The organism is Hydrogenovibrio crunogenus, assembly GCF_004786015.1.
Classification (GTDB): Bacteria; Pseudomonadota; Gammaproteobacteria; order Thiomicrospirales; family Thiomicrospiraceae; genus Hydrogenovibrio; species Hydrogenovibrio crunogenus.
Genome location: NZ_CP032096.1, coordinates 400,625 through 421,148, shown reverse-complemented (window position 1 = coordinate 421,148; position 20,524 = coordinate 400,625). Strand labels below are relative to the sequence as shown.

General features: G+C 43.8%; 16 protein-coding genes, 2 tRNA genes and 1 pseudogene. 8 read left to right on the top strand and 11 right to left on the bottom strand.

Annotated elements, in window-relative coordinates:
• The first annotated feature begins 59 nt into the window (after nt 1-59).
• The 4 genes and pseudogenes from GHNINEIG_RS01945 to GHNINEIG_RS01930 all read left to right on the top strand — a co-directional run bounded on the left by GHNINEIG_RS01945 (nt 60) and on the right by GHNINEIG_RS01930 (nt 4,745).
• Nucleotides 60-1,184, top strand: a complete 1,125-nt coding sequence (locus GHNINEIG_RS01945; RefSeq protein ID WP_135795080.1) for a DNA cytosine methyltransferase — start codon at nt 60-62, stop codon at nt 1,182-1,184.
• A gap of 658 nt (nt 1,185-1,842) precedes the next feature.
• The gene (locus GHNINEIG_RS01940; RefSeq protein WP_135795079.1) at nt 1,843-2,169 is read left to right on the top strand and encodes a hypothetical protein; all 327 of its coding nucleotides are present in this window, start codon (nt 1,843-1,845) and stop codon (nt 2,167-2,169) included.
• Between the two features lie 155 nt (nt 2,170-2,324).
• Nucleotides 2,325-3,466: pseudogene (locus GHNINEIG_RS01935) on the top strand (IS3 family transposase); the annotation flags it as partial.
• A 70-nt stretch (nt 3,467-3,536) separates the two neighbouring features.
• Nucleotides 3,537-4,745, top strand: coding sequence for an IS256 family transposase (locus tag GHNINEIG_RS01930; RefSeq protein ID WP_135796803.1), 1,209 nt, complete (start codon nt 3,537-3,539; stop codon nt 4,743-4,745).
• A gap of 203 nt (nt 4,746-4,948) precedes the next feature.
• On the opposite strand, the gene GHNINEIG_RS01925 is transcribed toward GHNINEIG_RS01930, so the two are convergent.
• The 8 genes from GHNINEIG_RS01925 to GHNINEIG_RS01890 all read right to left on the bottom strand — a co-directional run bounded on the left by GHNINEIG_RS01925 (nt 4,949) and on the right by GHNINEIG_RS01890 (nt 12,334).
• On the bottom strand, nt 4,949-6,199 hold the full coding sequence (locus tag GHNINEIG_RS01925; protein WP_135795078.1) for a tyrosine-type recombinase/integrase: 1,251 nt from the start codon (nt 6,197-6,199) through the stop codon (nt 4,949-4,951).
• Between the two features lie 279 nt (nt 6,200-6,478).
• Nucleotides 6,479-6,555: transfer RNA gene (locus GHNINEIG_RS01920), tRNA-Met, on the bottom strand.
• A 116-nt stretch (nt 6,556-6,671) separates the two neighbouring features.
• Nucleotides 6,672-7,763, bottom strand: a complete 1,092-nt coding sequence (gene ychF, locus GHNINEIG_RS01915) for a redox-regulated ATPase YchF (protein ID WP_135795077.1) — start codon at nt 7,761-7,763, stop codon at nt 6,672-6,674.
• A 79-nt stretch (nt 7,764-7,842) separates the two neighbouring features.
• Nucleotides 7,843-8,421 (bottom strand): aminoacyl-tRNA hydrolase, encoded by a 579-nt coding sequence (gene pth / locus GHNINEIG_RS01910; RefSeq protein ID WP_135795076.1) that lies wholly within the window; start codon nt 8,419-8,421, stop codon nt 7,843-7,845.
• A 32-nt stretch (nt 8,422-8,453) separates the two neighbouring features.
• Nucleotides 8,454-9,035, bottom strand: a complete 582-nt coding sequence (locus GHNINEIG_RS01905; RefSeq protein ID WP_135795075.1) for a 50S ribosomal protein L25/general stress protein Ctc — start codon at nt 9,033-9,035, stop codon at nt 8,454-8,456.
• Nucleotides 9,036-9,290: 255 nt separating this feature from the next.
• Nucleotides 9,291-10,256 carry a ribose-phosphate pyrophosphokinase gene (locus GHNINEIG_RS01900; protein ID WP_135795074.1) on the bottom strand — a complete coding sequence of 322 codons (966 nt, stop codon included), beginning with the start codon at nt 10,254-10,256 and terminating at the stop codon, nt 9,291-9,293.
• Between the two features lie 62 nt (nt 10,257-10,318).
• Nucleotides 10,319-10,393 (bottom strand) — tRNA-Gln (locus tag GHNINEIG_RS01895).
• 132 nt (nt 10,394-10,525) lie between these two features.
• Complete coding sequence (locus GHNINEIG_RS01890; RefSeq protein WP_189636907.1) at nt 10,526-12,334, bottom strand: tetratricopeptide repeat protein; 1,809 nt, start codon at nt 12,332-12,334, stop codon at nt 10,526-10,528.
• A 127-nt stretch (nt 12,335-12,461) separates the two neighbouring features.
• Here GHNINEIG_RS01890 and hemA point away from each other — a divergent pair, with 127 nt between their 5' ends.
• The 4 genes from hemA (at nt 12,462) to GHNINEIG_RS01870 (ending at nt 16,601) form a co-directional block, all read left to right on the top strand.
• The gene (gene hemA, locus GHNINEIG_RS01885; RefSeq protein ID WP_135795072.1) at nt 12,462-13,766 is read left to right on the top strand and encodes a glutamyl-tRNA reductase; all 1,305 of its coding nucleotides are present in this window, start codon (nt 12,462-12,464) and stop codon (nt 13,764-13,766) included.
• 30 nt (nt 13,767-13,796) lie between these two features.
• Nucleotides 13,797-14,888: a peptide chain release factor 1 gene (prfA, locus tag GHNINEIG_RS01880; protein ID WP_135795071.1), complete on the top strand. Its 1,092-nt coding sequence runs from the start codon at nt 13,797-13,799 to the stop codon at nt 14,886-14,888.
• A 29-nt stretch (nt 14,889-14,917) separates the two neighbouring features.
• Entirely contained in the window at nt 14,918-15,757 is an 840-nt protein-coding gene (gene prmC / locus GHNINEIG_RS01875; protein ID WP_135795070.1) for a peptide chain release factor N(5)-glutamine methyltransferase, read from the top strand.
• Between the two features lie 76 nt (nt 15,758-15,833).
• Entirely contained in the window at nt 15,834-16,601 is a 768-nt protein-coding gene (locus GHNINEIG_RS01870) for a HesA/MoeB/ThiF family protein (RefSeq protein ID WP_135795069.1), read from the top strand.
• 12 nt (nt 16,602-16,613) lie between these two features.
• On the opposite strand, the gene GHNINEIG_RS01865 is transcribed toward GHNINEIG_RS01870, so the two are convergent.
• The 3 genes from GHNINEIG_RS01865 to parC all read right to left on the bottom strand — a co-directional run bounded on the left by GHNINEIG_RS01865 (nt 16,614) and on the right by parC (nt 20,507).
• Entirely contained in the window at nt 16,614-17,360 is a 747-nt protein-coding gene (locus GHNINEIG_RS01865) for an OmpA/MotB family protein (RefSeq protein ID WP_135795068.1), read from the bottom strand.
• 6 nt (nt 17,361-17,366) lie between these two features.
• Nucleotides 17,367-18,203, bottom strand: coding sequence for a motility-associated protein (locus GHNINEIG_RS01860; protein WP_135795067.1), 837 nt, complete (start codon nt 18,201-18,203; stop codon nt 17,367-17,369).
• Between the two features lie 75 nt (nt 18,204-18,278).
• Entirely contained in the window at nt 18,279-20,507 is a 2,229-nt protein-coding gene (gene parC, locus GHNINEIG_RS01855; RefSeq protein ID WP_135795066.1) for a DNA topoisomerase IV subunit A, read from the bottom strand.
• Nucleotides 20,508-20,524: the final 17 nt, after the last annotated feature.

Here is a 20,524-nt window from a genome sequence, read left to right as displayed (position 1 = left end):
AGCAAACAACTGGTAGCCCGGGCTATTGCAAAAAAAATAATTCATGGTATGCTGCGCAAATGAACAAAAATAACTATATTGCGGTTGATATTTTTTCTGGTGCCGGCGGAATGAGTGTCGGAGCATCACTAGCAGGCATTAACGTAAAGCTATCCGTTGAACTCGATCAATACGCCGCCGAAACCTATCGTTTTAATCACCCCAACACTCAAGTTTTACAGAATGACATTTCTGAAGTAGATCCGCTTGAACATATTTCGGAGAGTCCTTTCATCTTATTTGGTGGTCCACCATGCCAAGGTTTCTCTCATGCAAACACAAGGACAAGAAATTTAGATAACCCAAACAACTGGATGTTTAAAGAATATCTTAGGTTCGTTGATACACTTCAGCCTGATTGGTTTGTTTTCGAAAATGTTGAAGGTTTCGCATCATTCGACAAAGGAAACTTTTCCAATGATGTTGAATCCGCTTTACAAAAGCTGGGATATCAAACCTCCTCAAAAATTTTAAACGCCGCAGTTTTTGGCGTTCCCCAAAAACGTTTTAGGTTTTTTATAATTGGACATAAAAAAACATTAGGTGGAATAGCATTTGACTTTGATTCCTTAGAACACATTTCTCCAGTGACAATTCACGATGCAATTTTTGATTTACCACTATTACAAAATGGGCAAATGTCTCAAAAACTACAATATAAATGCGAGCCTAAAAGTGAATATGCCAGACTTCTCAGAAATGGTATGAGTCACGCCATCCAAAATTTTGTTAGTAAAAACAACGATACCGTCATAGAAAGATATAAAGTAATTAAACAAGGTGAAAACTGGAAGGCTGCTGCTGAAAAAGGTTTCATGACCACATACTCATCAACCCACAACACTCATAGCGGTATTTATCGACGACTGAAATATAAGGATTTTGCTCCAACAATATCAAATTACAGAAAGAGCATGCTAATCCATCCTACACAACATCGTGGCCTTTCACTTAGAGAAGCTGCACGAATACAAAGCTTTCCAGATAGTTACGAATTTCAAGGCCCGATTTCCTATATGCAGCAACAAGTAGGAAATGCAGTCCCCCCTCTTTTAGCGAAGACAATCTTTGAAAAGATCGTAGACTACTCTAAACAGGCAAACCAGACTTCCGACACTTTAATTGACAGATATAAGGTAGGTTAGCTACATACCTCAAAAACTTTCAGGTATGTGGTTGTGTCACCTCATTGAACTTGTCAGCGAACGCTCACAAGCATTTCTTACTCTCGCTAAAAACCAATTTTTAGCTGATTCTTATTAAAAATAATCTTCATCAAGTTGGGTCATTGATAGTTCAATCTTTTTAATATCTGAGTTGATTTGCCGAACCACAGATTTCAGTTGTTTTTTGTGATCACCCAACAACTGTTTTCTTTCTTGTAAAGAAGGGTGTCAATGTCATTTTTCATTTAATTTCTCCTTTTTCTTATAAGTGCTCTCCTCTAATTAGTTGAACAAAGTTTAAAACTTAGTGCCTGACCATCAGGCACAAATAGAGAATACAGAGGTCGTTAAAATTTTTCTATTTTTTTAGGAAAATAGTTTAAAAATAATTAACCAGTTGATTTTATTTAAGATAATTTGAAATAAGTCACTCGTAAATTACCAAGAAAAAGCAACTAAGATCCACTTCACTAAAAATAGCACACATTAAAAACTAATAATTTTCAGATCTCTTTAATCTTTAAGTATGACGCTTCGCTATTACTGCAAGCAGTCAGTACACAACACGCACGAGCTGTTGTGTACCCTAAACCAAAATCCCTTACCAGGAGGATAAGACTGAAGAAAGGAGAAAAAAATGAAAAGTCTAATCAGAACATATATTGAACCTGCCATTGAAGATCAAATTAAAGTGATGGCTCAGAAACACAACCTATCTATTTCAGCACTAGCTGCGGAACTGATCTACCAGGGGCTTAATAATCAAAGTGCTACACCTCTTGAAATTACGGCAAAAGCCTTAGAAGAACAACTCTACTTGAATCACTTCACATTAACGCTGTTATTAAAAATGCAAATAGACTTGAATGATGAGCAATACGAAAAACTAAAAACCACTAGTCGAGAATGGGCTCAAAACAGACTGACTACACTGGAGGTGGCACATGAAAACACCACTAAATAAAATCGCAAAAGGACTTTTCAACTCAAAAATACTTTTGAAAGACCTCAGAGCCCAATTGATTATCTTTTTAAGCATTTCGGTCTGTAGTGGTAAAGTGAAATTGGCCACCTAATTGGAGATGCTAAAATGCATCTAAATCAAAAAGGTGAGTCAAAATGACAAAGACAAGAAGAACATTTTCAGCCGAATTCAAACTTGAATCTGCGCAATTGGTCGTTGACCAGGGCTATACGGCATCAGAAGCCGCTGAAGCCATGGGTGTTGGTTTATCAACGATGAATAAGTGGGTTAAGCAGTTGCGTGAAGAACGCAAAGGTAAAACGCCTAAAGCCAGTGCTTTAACGCCTGAACAGATTGAGATTCAGCAACTCAAAAAGCGGGTTAAGTACCTCGAAGAGGAAAAAGACATATTAAAAAAGGCTACAGCGCTCTTGATGTCGGATTCACTGAACAGCTGAAGGTCATCAAAAAGCTTCAGGAGCGCTATTCAGTCAAGCGTCTTTGCAAGGTCTTCCAGGTTCACCGTAGCACGTTTAAATACTGGAAAAATCGTCGCAGACGACCGAATGCCAAACGAGTTAAAGAACTCGCTATGGTTCGGCGAATTCATGCGGAAAGCAACGGTTCAGCCGGGGCAAGAACGATTGAGCAGATATCCTCTGATAGAGAATTACCAATCAGTCGTTATCGTGCTGGCAAGATGATGAAGCAATTGCGACTACAAAGCTGCCAGTTGCCGAAGCATAACTACAAAAAAGCGTTGCAAGAACACATTGCCATACCTAACTTGCTCGATAGACAGTTTTCACCGAGTAAACCGAACGAAGTGTGGTCGGGTGATGTCACCTATATCTGGACGGGCAATCGCTGGGCTTATCTTGCCGTAGTGCTAGACCTGTTTGCCAGAAAACCTATTGGCTGGGCTATGAGTTACTCTCCTGATTCGGAATTGACAGTCAAAGCCTTAACGATAGCTCATGAGTCTAGGGGGAAACCGGAAGGTGTGATGTTTCACTCCGACCAAGGAACCCATTATACCAGTGTTAAATATCGCCAATCGCTGTGGCGATACAAGATAAAACAGAGCTTGAGTCGCAGAGGAAATTGCTGGGATAACAGCCCAATGGAACGCTTCTTTAGAAGCTTAAAGACTGAATGGATTCCAACAGCGGGTTATCGGAATCTGGCAGAGGCCAAAAAACACATCGGAAATTACATTCTAGGGTATTACTCACAGGTGAGGCCGCATCAATTTAACGGCGGTAAAACGCCAAATAAGGCGGAGCAGATTTACTGGGCCTGTAAACCAAATTGTGTAAACGCTCATAGTTTAAAATTCCCCGAAAAGGAAAATCACTATGAGCAACATCGACCAAGAAAAACTCAAAGCCATGGCCGCTGAGCTGGCCAAGGATATCAAAACTCAGAGCGACTTGTCTGACCTCTCAGCCAGTCTGCTTAAAATGACCGTTGAAGCCGCCCTCGGTGCTGAAATGGAAGAGCACCTGGGCTATCCCAAGCACCACAGTTCCGACAGCGACAACAGCCGAAACGGCTATTCATTTAAAACCCTCAAAGGCGACCATGGCGAAGTGGAAATCGCCATCCCTCGGGATCGCCAGAGTGAGTTTAACCCCACCATTATCAAAAAAGGCGAAACCCGCCTGACCAGCATGGATGACCAGATACTGGCGCTTTATGCCAAAGGCATGACCACCCGAGACATTGTGGCAACGTTCAAAGAGATGTATGGCGCTGATGTCTCGCCAACACTGATCTCCAAGGTCACCGAAGCGGTCATGGAAAAAGTCACCCTCTGGCGTTCTCGTCCGTTGGACGAAGTCTATCCGCTGCTGTATCTCGATGGTATTGTCATCAAGGTCCGCCAGGACAAACAGGTGGTGCGAAAAACCATGTATGTAGCGCTTGGCGTCAATACCGACGGCCAAAAAGAATGCCTGGGCCTGTGGCTGTCTGAGACCGAGTCATCCAAGTTCTGGTTGAGCGTTTTAAACGACCTTGAAGCCCGAGGCGTCAAGGACATACTGGTCGCAAGCGTTGATGGCCTGACGGGCTTTCCTGAGGCCATCAATACCGTCTACCCTCAGGCAGATGTTCAACTTTGCATTGTGCACATGGTGCGCAATTCCCTGCGTTATGTTGGCTACAAAGAGCGCAAACAGGTCGCCAACGACCTCAAACAGGTTTACCAGTCAGTGACCGAAGAAGAAGCTCTGTTGGCGCTTGAGCAGTTCGAGACCAAATGGGATGACAAATTCCCCAATATCGGTCGTTCCTGGCGCAACAACTGGGACAATGTGGCCACGCTGTTCCAGTACCCTCAGGCGATCCGCAAGGTGATCTATACGACGAATGCGATTGAATCTTTGAACTCGGTGATTCGCAAAGCCACCAAGAATCGCAAGATCTTCAGCCATGATAACTCGGCCTTTAAAATCATTTTTCTGGCCATTGAATCGGCCTCAAAAAAATGGACCATGCCGATTCGAGACTGGAAATTAGCCATGAACCAGTTTATGATTCTGCATGAAGAACGCTTGAAACCTTATGTTTGATCAACCGAGCGTTTACACAGAATTATTTACAGGCTCGATTTACTGGTTAAATTGCTCTAAAGACGTGGCCAAATTTACTTGACCACTACAGTTTTGGCTCGTCATTTTCTTCTCGTGGCATGCTCATTTCTTTTTTGACAGTTTTTTTATCGACTAAACTTTCAATAAACTCACTCCAAGCATTCATAATCTTAAAGCGTCTATCAAGATATTTTGCTTTGTTGTAATACCCTTCTATCCCCCCCGATGGTATGACTCAATTGCACCTCTATGGCGGATGCGTCTTGATCAAATCCAAGCTCATCTCTTAATAAAGTTGAAGCCATATGCCGGAACCCATGTGTAGTGGTATCATCAATTCCATTTCTTTTCATTGCGCTCAATAATGAATCCCTGGTGATTGGCCTATTATCACCAGACCGGTAAGGACTTAAAAAAACATAATCAGAATGCCCTGTAACTTCTCTTAACTCCAAAAATAGTTTTCGAACTTGAGGGGACAAAGTCGAAAGATAATCAGCATTCATTTTCATCCGTTCTTTTGGTATTTCAAGCAAGTCGTATTTATCTTCTTTGGTACGTACTTCAAGGTCTTCCAAGAATCTAACATCACTCCATAAAAGTTCCGAAAGAGGTCCTGGTCTCAAAAATAAATGTAATTGGATTTTCAAAGCTTGTCGAATTTCAAAAGTTGCATTAAGGTTGTAAACTTTATTAACCAACCTCTTAACATCACTAACAGTAGTGACATGCTTAAAATTTTTTGGCTTTCTTTGAATAAATGTATCTTTTGTAATAGAGTTCGCAATATTTAGGCTAGGATATCTGTGGTCCCCGTCATTAATATATTGACCGACCATCCAACTATACATTCCCCTAAAAGCCTTTAAAGTTTTGTCTCTAATCGTAAGAGAACCAACTGCTTCAATGTCTTTTAATACCTTTGTTAGATCTTGTACAGTGACATTAGAAACATCTTCATCTCCAATTTTTGGAAGGACATGTTTGTTGAAAATCTTTATATGTTGCTCTAATGTTCCCTCCATCCATTTCGCATTCTCAATATTACCATTCCCACGTTTAAAGTCACAAAATTTAGCAAAAGCATCTTTAAACTTTAACTTCGCTATTGGAAATACTTTTTGTTCTTCTTTCTCTTTTTTAAATGGATCAATTCGAGCTTCAAGGCTACTATTAAACGATGTCATTTTTTGTTTAGCTTCATCAAATCGCATCGAAGGAAAGTCTCCGAGCTTTTTGAACTGATATTTGCCATTTAGGTCCTTATATCTTAATCGCCATGTTTTTTTGTTTTTGAGTGATACTTTCAAATACAAACCGTACATTACAGGGAAAGAATGACCATCCTTATGCGTAATCTCTAAGTGTTGTGCATTAAGTGATGACACTACAGAATCAACATCCAATACATTGAAATTAACTTCTTTGACCATAACAGCAATCTCATTTCTTGATTCAAAAAGTACATATTTAGAATTATTCTTTTTGAAACTATAGATCGTTTGTAAATAAAATCCAAATCTTTTCTGGAAATACAAAAATATTTACAAAATATTTACAAAAATGACGCAAAAAAGATTGAAAAAAGTTAATTTCAGAAAGGGCAAAAAATTGAATAATTTTTAGGAAACTGCTAGAAGCCCATAAATAAAGGCTTTATTTAGAATTATTTGAAATAAAAAAGCCCGGCATGAAAACCGGGCTTTGGAATATGGTGGCTACACCGGGATTTGAACCTGGGACCCCATCATTATGAGTGATGTGCTCTAACCAGCTGAGCTATGTAGCCAAAAAAGATTGGCGTATTATAGAATTTTTGAACGCCTTGTCAACCTAGAGTTGATAGTTTTATGCATAATTTTGTTAAAAACAGCCAGACCTGGCTGTTTTTTAGGGAGCATTGCTTTATACGTTGAAACGGAAATGCATCACATCGCCGTCTTTCACAATATACTCTTTCCCTTCCAAGCGCTGTTTACCGGCGGCTTTAGCCCCAGCATCGCCTTGATGCTCAATAAAGTCGTCATAAGCCGTGACTTCGGCACGAATAAAGCCTTTCTCGAAGTCGGTATGGATGACCCCAGCCGCTTGAGGTGCCGTAGCGCCTTTTTTAACGGTCCAGGCGCGGACTTCTTTAACACCGGCGGTAAAATAGGTCTGCAAGCCTAGAAGCTCGTAAGCAGCACGAATCAGACGATTCAGGCCAGGTTCTTCTTGACCCATCTCAGCCAGGAATTCGGCTTTATCTTCTTCATCCAACTCGGCAACTTGCTCTTCAATCTCCGCACTGATCGGCACCACTACTGCACCTTGCTCTTCCGCCACTTTTTGAACGGCATCTAAGTAGGGGTTGTTTTCAAAGCCATCTTCGTTGACATTGGCAATATACATCATCGGTTTAATGGTCAGTAAATGCAGGTCTTGCAGCATTTTACGCTCGTCATCTGTCAGCTCAACCAATCGCACCAGCTTACCGCCTTCGACTTCTTTTAACACTTTTTCATATAGCGCTTGTTTGGCCAGCGCTTCTTTATCGCCACTTTTGGCAACACGAATCACTTTTTGAACCGCCTTTTCCAGTGACTCCATGTCAGCCAGAATCAGCTCCATATTAATGATTTCAATATCGGATAATGGATCGACCTTTCCGGCAACGTGCACAATGTCATCGTTTTCAAAACAACGCACCACTTGCACAATGGCATCGGTTTCACGGATGTTCGCTAGGAATTTGTTCCCCAGACCTTCCCCTTTGGAAGCGCCCTCAACCAACCCGGCAATATCCATAAAATCGACCGTGGCCGATAAAATGCGCTCCGGCTTTACAATTTCCGCCAGAGCTTGCTCACGAGGATCGGGAACGGGAACCACGCCGACATTCGGTTCAATGGTACAAAACGGATAGTTGGCTGATTCGATACCTGCATTGGTTAATGCATTAAATAATGTCGACTTACCTACATTTGGTAACCCAACAATGCCGCACTTAATTCCCATTTTGAACTCCTAAATCAGTGAAGATTAAATTTGATGTTTATTGTTTGTTTGGTGACGCCTTGCTTGAGCATGGAACCGATTATGTTTTTGTGTGCAGTTCGTTCATGGCACGCGCCATGTCGTCATTCAGCAGATCAGGCAACACTCGCGTGGCGTCATAAATGGCGTCGTCAATTAACGTTCGGTCGGTCTTTGATGGTGCTTTGAGAACGTAATCCACCACTTGATTACGATCTCCCGGATGACCGATGCCTAAGCGAAGACGTTTAAAGTCTTTGGTGCCGAGCGCGGCAATGGTGTCTCGCAACCCATTATGCCCACCGTGCCCGCCACTGCTTTTGAGGCGTGCCACACCGGGATCTAAATCCAACTCGTCATGCACCACAAGAATTTCTTCCGGCGCTATTTTATAAAATTTGGCGATGGCTTGGATGGATTGCCCACTTCGGTTCATAAATGTCATAGGTTTAAGCAACCAGACATCTAACCCATTGGATTGCACTCGGGCGGCTTCCCCTAAAAATTTGGTTTCTGGACGAAATTGAACATTGAACTGACGCGCAACTTCCTCCACAAACCAAAAACCCGCATTATGTCGGGTCTGTTCATACTGTCCGCCTGGGTTACCAAGACCAACAATGAGTTTAACAGATGACATATGCGGGCTTTCTTATGCTGTAAACGCTAAAATTAACGTTTAACTTTGCTGATACCAACAACCGCTTGGTCGTAGTCAGTGTTACCGTGTGTTAGAGCAGTTAGCTTAACACCTTCAGGCAACGTTAACTGAGACAAACGTAGGTTTGTACCCGCTTCTAGTTCAGAAACGTCTACATCGATTGCTGTCGGTAAATCTTTCGCTAAACAGCTGACTTCAACCGTTGTTTGCATGAATGACATCAAGCCACCCATTTTAACGCCTGGTGAAGATTCCTTGCCTTTGAACTTAAGCGGTACACGCTTAGTGATCACAGCTTTATCAGATGCACGTTGGAAATCGATGTGCGTGATAAAACCTGTTGCAGGATGACGCTGAAGGTCTTTGATGATGCAGTTTTCAGCATCGCCAGCACCTTCCAGTGTCAAAACAGTGTTATACAAATCAACGTCTAATTTAAGTGCACGCTCGATTTGGTTACTTTTTAGTGCGATTGATTTTGCGTCTACGTCACCACCATAGATGATCGCAGGTACTTTCCCCGCATGACGAAGGCGGCGGCTCGCACCTTTCCCTTCTTCAGTACGAAGTTCTGCAGTCCATACTTGACTCATTTTACTTACTCCATAAAGCCAGACATATTGATCGTCTGTCATAATTAACGGGATTTTAGCCCCAACAACTCCATGCTCGCGACCAAGCACGGAAACAAAGAGCGGTATTATACTGAATTTTGATCAAACTTAAAGAGGGATTGTGAGAAAAAACAAGGTTTTATCGTGATAACGACAACAGAAAAATAAAAGTGTCGAACCTAAAACGCAAAAAACCACCAGGCCTGGTGGTTTTTTGACAACAACATCGTAATATTAACGAATTGGCATCAACTCGGAAACCGACTCTTCTTGGTGAACGCGTCGAATCGTTTCACCCAATACAGATGCAACAGAAACACGACGAATCTTGTCAGAAGCCAAACCGGCTTCCGATAATGGTATCGTATCCGTCACCACCAATTCGGTTAGGCAGGACTTGTTAATGTTATCAACTGCAGGGCCTGATAAAACCGCATGCACAACATAAGCAGTCACACTGTTGGCACCGTGCTCTTTCAATGCTTCTGCGGCTTTGCAAAGCGTTCCGGCCGTATCAACCATATCATCAACCAAAATACAGTCACGCCCGGACACATCACCGATGATGTTCATAATTTGAGCAACATTCGCCTTCGGACGACGCTTATCGATAATCGCCATTTCACAGCCAAGCGCTTTCGCCACGGCACGCGCACGAACCACACCGCCCATATCGGGTGACACCACCATCATATTGTCTTCGGCGATATGCCCTGAGGCACGCATATCTGCCACCAGGGTTGGGGAACCATAAATATTGTCAACCGGAATATCAAAGAACCCTTGGATTTGGTCGGCATGTAAATCGACCGTAATCACACGGTCAGCACCGGCTACCGTAATCATATCCGCCGCTAAACGTGCAGTAATCGGCACTCGAGCGGAATGCGGACGACGATCTTGACGGGCAAATCCATAATAAGGGACAACTGCCGTAATACGCTTGGCTGATGCGCGCTTTAACGCGTCAATCATCACCAATAATTCCATTAAATTAACGGCAGGTTCTGGGGTACATGTCGGTTGCAAAACATAAACATCTTTTCCTCGGACGGATTCATTAATCTGAACCATAATCTCGCCATCACTAAAGCGACCAACATCAGCTTTACCAAGAGGGATTTCAATTGAAGAGGAGATACTTTCAGCCAGGCTGACATTTGCGTTTCCGGCAAATAATCGGACATTTTTGTAAGCCATTTAAGGCAACTCCTATGGCGAATACCAGGGAAAAAATGATTTGAAGAATTAGGATAGGATAATGGCTGGGCTAGCAGGATTCGAACCTGCGCATGACTGGATCAAAACCAGTTGCCTTACCGCTTGGCTATAGCCCAACTTTTATCGCTGTCATTTAAGACAGGTGCGTATTATCCATGTTCCACGCTTCAAATCAAGCCTTTTTCAGAAAAAGTTTCATAAAAAGTTAAAAAACATTTCTGAGTTTAAAAAGTTCTTAATCTGTTCTTTCAAGATGATAAGTCTAACAAAATTCTTTGCAGACGTTGGTTATCTGGAAACTTTGAGTGATATTTCTTCCACAACCGAGTAGCGGCGGACTTTTTATTCAAACGCCACTGCGTATGAATCAAATGAATCAACACTTCATCATCGAGCTGGATATCCAAAGCACGTTTTAAATACGACTCTGCTTGCTCATATTGCCCTTTTTGATACGCCAACCAGCCTCGACTGTCCAAAATATAATAACGATCTGGAGCAAGAGATAAAGCCTTATCCAATAATTCGGTGGCCTGGTCTAACTTTCGTTTTTGCTCAGCATAAAAATACCCCAATGCATTCAAAACATCCACATCGTTCGGGTTAATAGACAAAGCTTGCTGTAAATTGGCTTCATAACGATCATATTGTTCCAGATCGTAAAACAGCATCGCCTGCATCAAATAAAGCTCAACCTGGTTTTTATCAACCGCCAGTGCTTGATTGTATTCTTCAATTGCCTTTTCTTTTTGTCCAGCCAAGTTATAAAAAACCGCTTTTCCGCGGTACAGTTTTATCTGATCATCCGGAGAAGAAGCCTTCACTGCATCCAAGTTTTGAATGGTTTGCTTCAACCCAATTGTGGAAAAATCGATTTCGGCGATGTGTAATTTGGCATCCACCAAATAGTCCTGCGACTGAATCAACTCATAATAAGCTTTGGCCTGTTTCAAATGATTTTGCTCTTGAGCCGAAACCCCCAAATAATAAAGTGCGGTAGAACGATATTGCGGCACCTCTTTAAGGTCTTTTAAGAGCTGCTCAGCACGGGCAAAGTCATCACGCTCTAAGCGCAACAATGCGACTGAAAGTTTTGAAGTATAAGCCTTGGGTTCATTTTTAATAATGCGCAGATAACGCTTTTCTGCTTGCTGGTAAAAACCAGCCTTGACCTCTAAACGGGCATACCGTTCTTGCATCAACCAGTCATCGTCATATTCATCTACATAGTCTTTCAAACGTTTTAGCCCCAGAGCCACCTGATTCGATTTCAAGTATGCATTGGCAAGCAATCGATTGATCTCACGATACACTTTAGCCGCCACATAGGCTTCATCCTCTTTTTCCACTTGAGATTGATACAAGGATGCTGCCTGCTCTAAATATTGAATGGCGGTTTTATAGTCACCATAGGTCTCGGCTGCGGACCCCAAGCCATAAATACCGGCGGGGTCTTCAGGGTAAAGCTGATGCACAGCACTTAAAAAGGGCAATCCATACTCGGCTGGTGCCGTTTGAGGGACACGGATGGAAGCGGCAATCAAATCTTGCTCCAAGGTGTTTTTTGAAAGCGCCTGATAACGTTTCCAAAAATCAATCCCTTCTTCAATATTGCCCTTTCTGACAGACATTAAATAGGAAGCTTTCCATGCGACCGCTTCATCCGGGGAAACATCTCGCCATAACTTAGCAGATTCTTTGATGGCCGTTAAATCATAGGTCGACATGGATAGCTGGAACACACGCTCAGCCAGCTTAGGGTCACGTGTTTCCATTGCAACGGGATACAACACACCAAATGCGGCACTGTTTTTTCCTTTCTGCACCAACATTTCCGCTAATAATATCTGATACATGGTTTGCGGTGACATTTTTGCCGTAGGCAAATCCGCTTGCGTTTCAGCAGTGCTCTCTTCTGAATCTTGGACGGCTTTGGAAGCTGGCGACAACGCCGGTTCTGCCGGCTTTTCACTCAACTGACTACAGGCAGTTAAACTTAAAAACGCCCCCATACAGATGACTAAAACAGCCGGCCATTGTCTTTTTTTCTGAATCAAATCTTTCCCCATTCCTGATTAAAGTGATGAAAAAGTCTTTCAAAACTTGCAATTAGACACATAATTTAGCAAAATTACGCCTCTTTGATTGCATTATTTTTTCCTTTTTTGGCAAAATCGATTCCTTATGAAACTATTAGTTCTGGGTGTTAACCATGAAACAGCACCTGTTGATATCCGTGAAAAAGTTTCTTTTTCACCAACACAAGTGCAAGATGCACTGTCTGAGCTTAAATCGCAAGGACTTGCCAATGAAAGCGTTATTCTTTCAACGTGCAATCGTACTGAAATTTACACCACATTAAAATCTCAGTCTCCTGAAAAAATCCGCGCTTGGTTACATAGTTATTTCGAGCTGGAAGACGACAGCATTAATAACTTCTTGTATGAATACGCAGATATCGAAGCTATCAAGCACATGATGCGAGTCTCCAGCGGTCTAAATTCGTTGGTGTTAGGAGAGCCGCAAATTCTCGGTCAAATTAAAGACGCTTTCCATTTAGCGCATAAATCTGACAGTGTGCACCAAACCCTAAACGCTTTGTTTCAGTACATTTTCAAAACAGCCAAACAAGTGCGAACGGATACGGCCATCGGTTCAAGTCCAGTTTCGGTGGCTTTTTCTGCCGTTGCCCTTTCAAAACAGTTTTTTGGCAAACTGGAAGATCAAACCGCTTTATTGCTTGGTGCAGGTGAAACGGTTGAACTGGTAGCTCGCCACCTAAAAGAAAGCCATATCGGTAAGTTAATTATCGCGAACCGCACTTTGTCCAAAGCACACCAACTCACAGAAAGTCTGGGCGGTTATGCCATCAGCTTGCATGAAATTGATGACCATCTGCATGAAGCGGACATTGTCATTGCATCCACCGCGAGCCCGACACCGATTCTTAAAACGGACATGGTGGCAAATGCCCTGAAAAAACGCCGCAATAAACCCATGTTTATGATTGATATCGCTGTTCCGCGAGATATTGAACCAGCCATTGGTAATTTCAGTGATACCTATTTATACACCGTTGATGATTTACAGGAAATCATTGAAGAAAATAAACGGTCACGTAAAGATGCCGCCCTTGAAGCTGAAGAAATTGTAGAACTGCAAGCCGAAAGTTTTATGGCGCAATATCAAGCCACGCAACAAGTTAGCCCTATTATCCAGCGCTACCGCCAACAGGCTTATGATTTAAAAGAACATGCCTTACAAGATGCATTGCACCATTTAGAGAATGGTGGAGACCCGCAAGAACTTCTGACCAAACTTGCCAACCAATTGACCAATAAAATCCTACATACGCCAACCACTAACTTGCACCATGCCGGATTAAACGGCCAAAAAGAAGTGGTTGAAGCGGCGGAGAAAATTTTATTGACCCAACAGTCAGACGCCAGTGATTCTTCAGACAACGAAAACACACACGCAACGTCTTAACTTTTAACCTGACCTCCAAAAAGAATCCCTATGAAAGAATCCATTCGCAGCAAACTTGAAAACCTGGTCGAAAGACTTGACGAAGTAAACCACCTGATTTCCGACCCGGAAATCATCAGCAATCAGAATAAGTTTCGCAGCCTGACGAAAGAGCATGCTCAATTAACGCCGGTTGTTGAAGCCTTTAACCAGTTCCTTCAAAACCAAGGTGACTTGCAGGAAGCTAAGGACATGATTAAATCCGGGGATCCGGATTTAAAAGAAATGGGCCAAGAAGAGCTGCCGGAATTGGAAAAGCAACAAGCCAGCTTGGAAGCGGATTTACAAAAAATGTTACTCCCAAAAGATCCGAATGATGATGCCAACATCTTCTTGGAGATTCGTGCCGGAACCGGTGGCGACGAAGCGGCTATCTTTGCCGGGGATCTTTTTAGAATGTATAGCCGTTATGCCGAAACGATGCGCTGGCAAGTTGAAGTCATCAACTCCCAAGAGGGAGAGCATGGTGGCTACAAAGAAATCATCGCCCGTATCATCGGAGACGGCGCTTATTCTCGTTTAAAGTTTGAGTCCGGTGCCCACCGGGTGCAACGTGTTCCAGCCACAGAAACCCAAGGACGCGTTCACACCTCGGCCGCAACCGTGGTCATCATGCCGGAAGCTCAGGATGTAGAACAAATCGACTTAAACCCTGCCGATTTAAAAGTCGATACCTTCCGTGCGTCCGGTGCGGGTGGGCAGCATGTTAACAAAACCGATTCGGCCATTCGAATCACCCATATTCCAACGGGAACCGTCGTGGAATGTCAGGATGAGCGCTCTCAGCATAAAAACCGTGCCCGCGCCATGTCTTTGCTGGCGTCGCGTATTATGGACGAGCGTCAACGCATCCATGATCAGGAAATTGCACAAGAGCGTAAAAGCCTAGTCGGCAGTGGAGACCGTTCTGAACGCATTCGAACCTACAATTATCCGCAAGGCCGTGTCACCGATCACCGCATCAATCTGACACTGTATAAGCTGGATGAAATCATGCAAGGCGGCCTGCAACAAGTGGTTGACCCATTGATTAACGAATATCAAGCTGAGCAGCTGGCCGCCCTTAGCGAAGACAGTGCTTAAGCGGCCTAAACCATTAAAAGAGAGGCGGTATGCGAATTGATGAGGCTTTAACTACGGCGAAGCAACAACTTAAAGCCGCCTCTTCCGACAGTGTTGCGCTGGACGCGGAACTACTGTTGAGCTTTGTCCTTCAAAAAAACCGTACCTATCTTTACACCTGGCCTGAAAAACCACTTTCCCAAGCCGAACACACTCAGTACTTTGATCTCATCTCTTGTCGAGAACAAGGCCACCCTGTTGCGCATTTAATCGGAAATCGTGAGTTTTGGGGAATGAATTTTCGCGTCACACCGGATACACTCATTCCACGGCCTGACACGGAAATCTTAGTCGAAACTGCCTTGGCAATCATGGCCTCTAACAATAACCAGGCCTGGTCATTTTTAGACTTGGGAACGGGTTCCGGCGCGATTGCCTGCGCCATCAAAGCAAGCCACCCAGCCTGCGAAGCCACCGCTGTTGACTTCCAAGCCAACGCCTTGGCGGTCGCACAACAAAATGCCAAACAACACCATTTGATGATTCACTTCAAACAAGGAAGCTGGTTTGATCCTGTTAAAGGACAGTCGTTCGATTTAATCGTTTCCAACCCGCCTTACATTGAAGAACAAGACCCACATTTAAACGAGGGAGACGTTCGTTTTGAACCTCTCACCGCTTTGACGTCCGGAAAAGATGGACTGGACGATATCCGTTTCATTATCGAACACGCACCCACTTACTTAAACCCGAAAGGTTGGCTTCTCATTGAACATGGCTACAACCAGCATGAAGCTGTCCAACAGTTATTGAAAGTTCAAGGTTTTAAAGCAATCGAGACTCGATTGGATTATGGCCAAAATCCCAGAGTGACTCTAGGGCAACGTTAGCACATACCTGCTTGTTCACCCACATTGTTGTAAAATACACACAGTACTGTACACAAAGAGACCAAAAGAATACTTTATGAACCCACTGAAAACCGAACTAAATGATGAAGAACTTTCCCGCTACAGTCGCCAGATTCTTTTATCTGAAATCGATTATGCCGGCCAGTTGAAACTGTCACAATCGCATGCCGTTATTTTTGGTTTAGGCGGTTTGGGATCCCCCGCCTCTTTGTATTTGGCATCTGCAGGTGTTGGCACTTTGACACTGGTGGATTTTGATGAGGTGGACGATTCCAATCTACAACGTCAAGTCATCCATCGTGAAGCAAACATCGGACAACCTAAGGTGCAATCGGCCAAAGAAAACTTGCAGGCGCTGAACCATCATATCAAAATCAACACGGTAAACCAGAAACTGGATGAAACCGAACTTGATGCGTTGATTCAAACGGCTGACATTGTGCTGGATTGCACAGATAATTTTGAAAGCCGGTTCGCCTTAAATCGTATTTGCCTTAAACAGCAGAAACCTCTGGTTTCCGGTGCCGCCATTCGCTGGGAAGGCCAATTAACCACCTATGACTTCCGTCAAGAAGGCAGCCCTTGTTATCAATGTTTATATAAAGAAGGACAGGGACAAGAACTCACTTGCAGTCAGAATGGCGTTGTCGCCCCAATGGTAGGAATGGTCGGATCAATGCAAGCTATGGAAGCCATTAAAGCGTTGATTGGTTTGCCGACACTCGTAGGCAAACTCATGATTATGGATGGTATCACCATGCAAATCCGGACCTTAAAACTGTCTCAAGATCCAGACTGCAAAACTTGCCAGTCCAGCCACTAATTCACACCGTTATCATTGTTGATAACGATAATCGAAGGTTGGCTTAGGCGATTGTGGCTGTGCTGACCGTTGTTTTTGCGATTGTTTATTCACCAGAATAATCACGCGGCGGTTCAAAGAACGCCCATACGCGGTTGCGTTGGGTGCCACAGCATCGTTATCTGCTTTCCCTGAAATCGTCACCAGGTTTTTATCCACCCCCATGTAAATGAAGGTTCGGGCAACGGTCGCCGCTCGGGCGGCAGAAAGCTCCCAGTTCGACGGAAACTGTAGGTTTTCAATCGGTATACTGTCGGTATACCCGGTAATCGTTATTTCCTGATCTCGCCCGGCCAAGGTTTCACCCAGTTGCTCTAACTGTTCACGAGTTTTATCGGTGATCGTGGCACGCCCACTTTCAAAGAAACTATCCGATCGAAGCGTAATCTTGGTGTACTCAGGCGTGTCTTCAATATCAATGTCTTTAGGATTAACCTTCGACATCGCCTGTTGAATTTCTTCCGTGCTCACCGGCTTCAAATCTTCTTTCATGATGCTCGGCTCTCTAGGGGTATTGGTTTCATCGGCGGAGATATTTTCACCTCCCGCACCTTCACCCACCAAGGCTTCAACAAACGCTTTACGTTTATCGGGGTCCACAATCGACGTCAACCACATCACCAAAAAGAAAACCATCAGAGTGGTCATCAAATCGGCCAGTGCGATTTCCCAAGCCCCGCCTTCTTCCGGACACTCTTCGTGACGTTGCCTACGACTCATATTCGACTACCCTTCTCGTGGGACTTCAAATTCAGCAGGGATGCGCTGTCTACCCACTTCCAGCGCCATACTAGGTGAAACACCATGCGCAAAGGCAGTTAGGAATGAGGCCACCACTACAAAAATGGCTTTATCTTGTCGAATCATCACTTCAACCGCATGGGTAAAAGGGGCAATGATGGAGAAAGCCACAAAAATCCCGGTTAGGGTTCCGACCAAAGCGGCCCCGATCGAATTACCAATTTTTGCCACATCCATATCGCCGCCCAGCAAGTTCATCGTTAAGATGACCCCCATAACAGCGGCAATGATCCCGAAACCCGGCATTAAGTTGGCAATCTTGCCGGTCGCTTTCGGCACTTCCATCATCGACTGGGTAATGTCTTCAATTTGATCGTGCAAGTAATTTTCAAAACTGAGTGCTTGCGGAGGGTTTAATAACAAGTAACCAAAGTTATCAACAATGAATTTTTTTAACTCTTTATGCTTTAAAATCAACGGGTATTTTGCAAAGATGGAACTGCTTTCAGGCGCGACCACATGGTTTTCCAGTGCCAATAACCCTTGTGATCTCGCTAAGCGAGAAAGTTCGTCCAGCAATCCCAAGACTTCCACATAAATCTTTTTGTTAACGCGACCCCCGCCAAAATAACGCCCTAGGTACGTCATGGTTTTCAGCCAGATATAGACAGGCGTTGATCCAAGAAAAACCCCTAAACCAAGTCCGATAATAACCACTAACTCAGCAGGGTGCCACAAGGAAATAAGGGAGCCGCCGGCCATCAGGAACCCCCCGATAGAGCTCCCTAGAACGACAAGTATTGCAAAAGGTTTTGAAATCATAATGGTTACTTTTTTGACACTGTTAAATTAATCTAAGTTCGATTAAGCAACAATAATACCAAAGAAGCATCCTAATTATTCGGCAAGACGAATTTCATTTGTATTTTTGAGTGTTCTAGGCAAAGAAATGCCGCGTTTTGCTCTGTTTGAAAAGGCTTCCTCAATGGCGGTCGCACCAAATGATTTTGAATACTTTCCTGCCACAACTTCAACCTTCTGACCAGGCTGAAAGGCAAAAACGGCTTTAACAGACACGCCTTTCGGCATCTGAATTAACTTATTCCCTTTTCCTTTTGATAAAACAGGCAGCTCGGACATTTCAAACACCAACATGCGAGGCTCATCCGTTACCACCATTACCCAGTTTTCCGCTTCAACCTTCGCGGGCGTTAACAAATCACTGCCTTTTGGTAATGAAATAGCCGCTTTACCCGCTTTGTTTTTAGAATAAAGGTTTTCCAACTCAGTGATAAAACCGTACCCGGCAGATGAAGCCAGAACATATTGTTCCTTTGGTTGTCCCAACATGACTTGTTTAAATTTCGCTCCTGAAGCAGGACTCAGTCGTCCTGTTAATGGTTCACCATGACTTCTCGCAGAAGGCAAACTGTGGGCAGGCAAACTGTAAGCACGTCCCGTATCATCTAAGAAAACGGAAAGCTGTCGACTTTGACCGAGTGCCTGAGAACAAAAGGCATCTCCAGATTTATACCCTAGAGTACGGCCATCGACATCATGTCCTTTGGCCGCTCGAACCCATCCATTTTCTGATAACACTACCGTAATAGACTCAGAAGGCAGTAAATCCTGCTCACTCATTGCTTGAGCCTGTTTTGCATCAGATAAAGGGGAGCGACGATCATCACCATAAGCCTCGGCATCCGCCAACAATTCTTTTTTGACCAGTGTTTTCATACGTGCCGCACTACCCAAAATCTTTTCAATTTTCTGACGCTCCGCTTCAAGTTCCTCTTGCTCTCCTCGAATACGCATCTCTTCCAGCTTAGCCAATTGACGAAGTTTCAACTCCAGCACGGCTTCCGCTTGTGTATCTGATAGCCCGAACCGTTCCATCAGCACCGGTTTAGGCTTATCTTCTTCACGAATAATGGCAATCACTTCATCGATATTCAAAAAGGCAATTAAAAGCCCATCCAAAATATGCAGGCGCGCCAGCACTTTATCCAAACGATGTTGCAGACGTCTTCGAACTGTTTCAGTTCGATATACCAGCCATTCCGTCAACATGGTTTTTAAGCTTTTTACCTGCGGACGACCATTCAACCCAATGACATTCAAGTTCACGCGATAACTGCGCTCTAAATCGGTTGTGGCGAACAAATGCAACATGGCCGCTTCGACATCCACTCGCTTGGAGCGCAACTCCACCACCAAACGGATCGGATTTTCATGGTCGGATTCATCTCTTAAATCCACCACCATCGGTAATTTCTTGGCACGCATTTGCGAGGCAATCTGTTCAAGTACCTTTGCGCCAGACACTTGGAACGGCAGGGCATCAATAACGACATTCACCCCTTCTTCAACAACATAATTTGCGCGTTGACGAATAGAGCCACTGCCGGTCTCATATAAACGTAACCGCTCTGCAGCGGGGGTAATCACTAAAGCATTATTGGGGTAATCAGGCCCAGGAAGATGCTCACACAGTTCTTGCGTGGTGAGGTTTTGGTTATCCAGTAATGCGACACAAGCATTGACGACTTCTCGCAAATTATGCGGCGGGATATCGGTTGCCATCCCAACGGCAATCCCGGAAGTTCCGTTCAACAAAACATGTGGCACTCGAGCAGGCAACACCGAGGGTTCATTCAAACTGCCATCAAAGTTCGGCACCCAATCAACCGTTCCTTGAGCGGTTTCTTCCAGAAGAAGTTGACTGAACTTAGAAAGCTTGGCTTCGGTATAACGCATGGCGGCAAAAGATTTCGGGTCATCGACCGATCCCCAGTTTCCTTGACCATCCACCAATGGATAACGAAATGAAAAATCTTGCGCCATCAGTACCATGGCTTCATAACAGGCAGAATCTCCATGAGGGTGGAATTTACCTAATACATCCCCAACGGTCCTTGCTGACTTTTTATGCTTTGCAGTTGACTTCAACCCCAGCTCAGACATGGCATAAATGATTCGACGCTGAACAGGCTTTAAACCATCACCGATATGTGGCAATGCTCTATCCAAAATGACATACATCGCATAATCTAAATAAGCTTTTTCTGTAAATTGCGCAACAGACTGTTGCTCGATGCCTTCATAATTAATCATTTGCTGGCTCATCCATGCCTCTTGTTGTT

Excerpts from the sequence above, each read along its gene's own strand:
- GHNINEIG_RS01940 (WP_135795079.1), top strand. The coding sequence starts at position 1,843 with ATGAAAAGTCTAATCAGAACATATATTGAACCTGCCATTGAAGATCAA.
- GHNINEIG_RS01905 (WP_135795075.1), bottom strand. The coding sequence starts at position 9,035 with ATGAGTCAAGTATGGACTGCAGAACTTCGTACTGAAGAAGGGAAAGGT.
- GHNINEIG_RS01865 (WP_135795068.1), bottom strand. The coding sequence starts at position 17,360 with ATGAGTCGTAGGCAACGTCACGAAGAGTGTCCGGAAGAAGGCGGGGCT.
- GHNINEIG_RS01860 (WP_135795067.1), bottom strand. The coding sequence starts at position 18,203 with ATGATTTCAAAACCTTTTGCAATACTTGTCGTTCTAGGGAGCTCTATC.
- prmC (WP_135795070.1), top strand. The coding sequence starts at position 14,918 with ATGCGAATTGATGAGGCTTTAACTACGGCGAAGCAACAACTTAAAGCC.
- GHNINEIG_RS01900 (WP_135795074.1), bottom strand. The coding sequence starts at position 10,256 with ATGGCTTACAAAAATGTCCGATTATTTGCCGGAAACGCAAATGTCAGC.
- hemA (WP_135795072.1), top strand. The coding sequence starts at position 12,462 with ATGAAACTATTAGTTCTGGGTGTTAACCATGAAACAGCACCTGTTGAT.
- pth (WP_135795076.1), bottom strand. The coding sequence starts at position 8,421 with ATGTCATCTGTTAAACTCATTGTTGGTCTTGGTAACCCAGGCGGACAG.
- prfA (WP_135795071.1), top strand. The coding sequence starts at position 13,797 with ATGAAAGAATCCATTCGCAGCAAACTTGAAAACCTGGTCGAAAGACTT.
- ychF (WP_135795077.1), bottom strand. The coding sequence starts at position 7,763 with ATGGGAATTAAGTGCGGCATTGTTGGGTTACCAAATGTAGGTAAGTCG.
- GHNINEIG_RS01925 (WP_135795078.1), bottom strand. The coding sequence starts at position 6,199 with ATGGTCAAAGAAGTTAATTTCAATGTATTGGATGTTGATTCTGTAGTG.
- GHNINEIG_RS01870 (WP_135795069.1), top strand. The coding sequence starts at position 15,834 with ATGAACCCACTGAAAACCGAACTAAATGATGAAGAACTTTCCCGCTAC.
- parC (WP_135795066.1), bottom strand. The coding sequence starts at position 20,507 with ATGAGCCAGCAAATGATTAATTATGAAGGCATCGAGCAACAGTCTGTT.
- GHNINEIG_RS01945 (WP_135795080.1), top strand. The coding sequence starts at position 60 with ATGAACAAAAATAACTATATTGCGGTTGATATTTTTTCTGGTGCCGGC.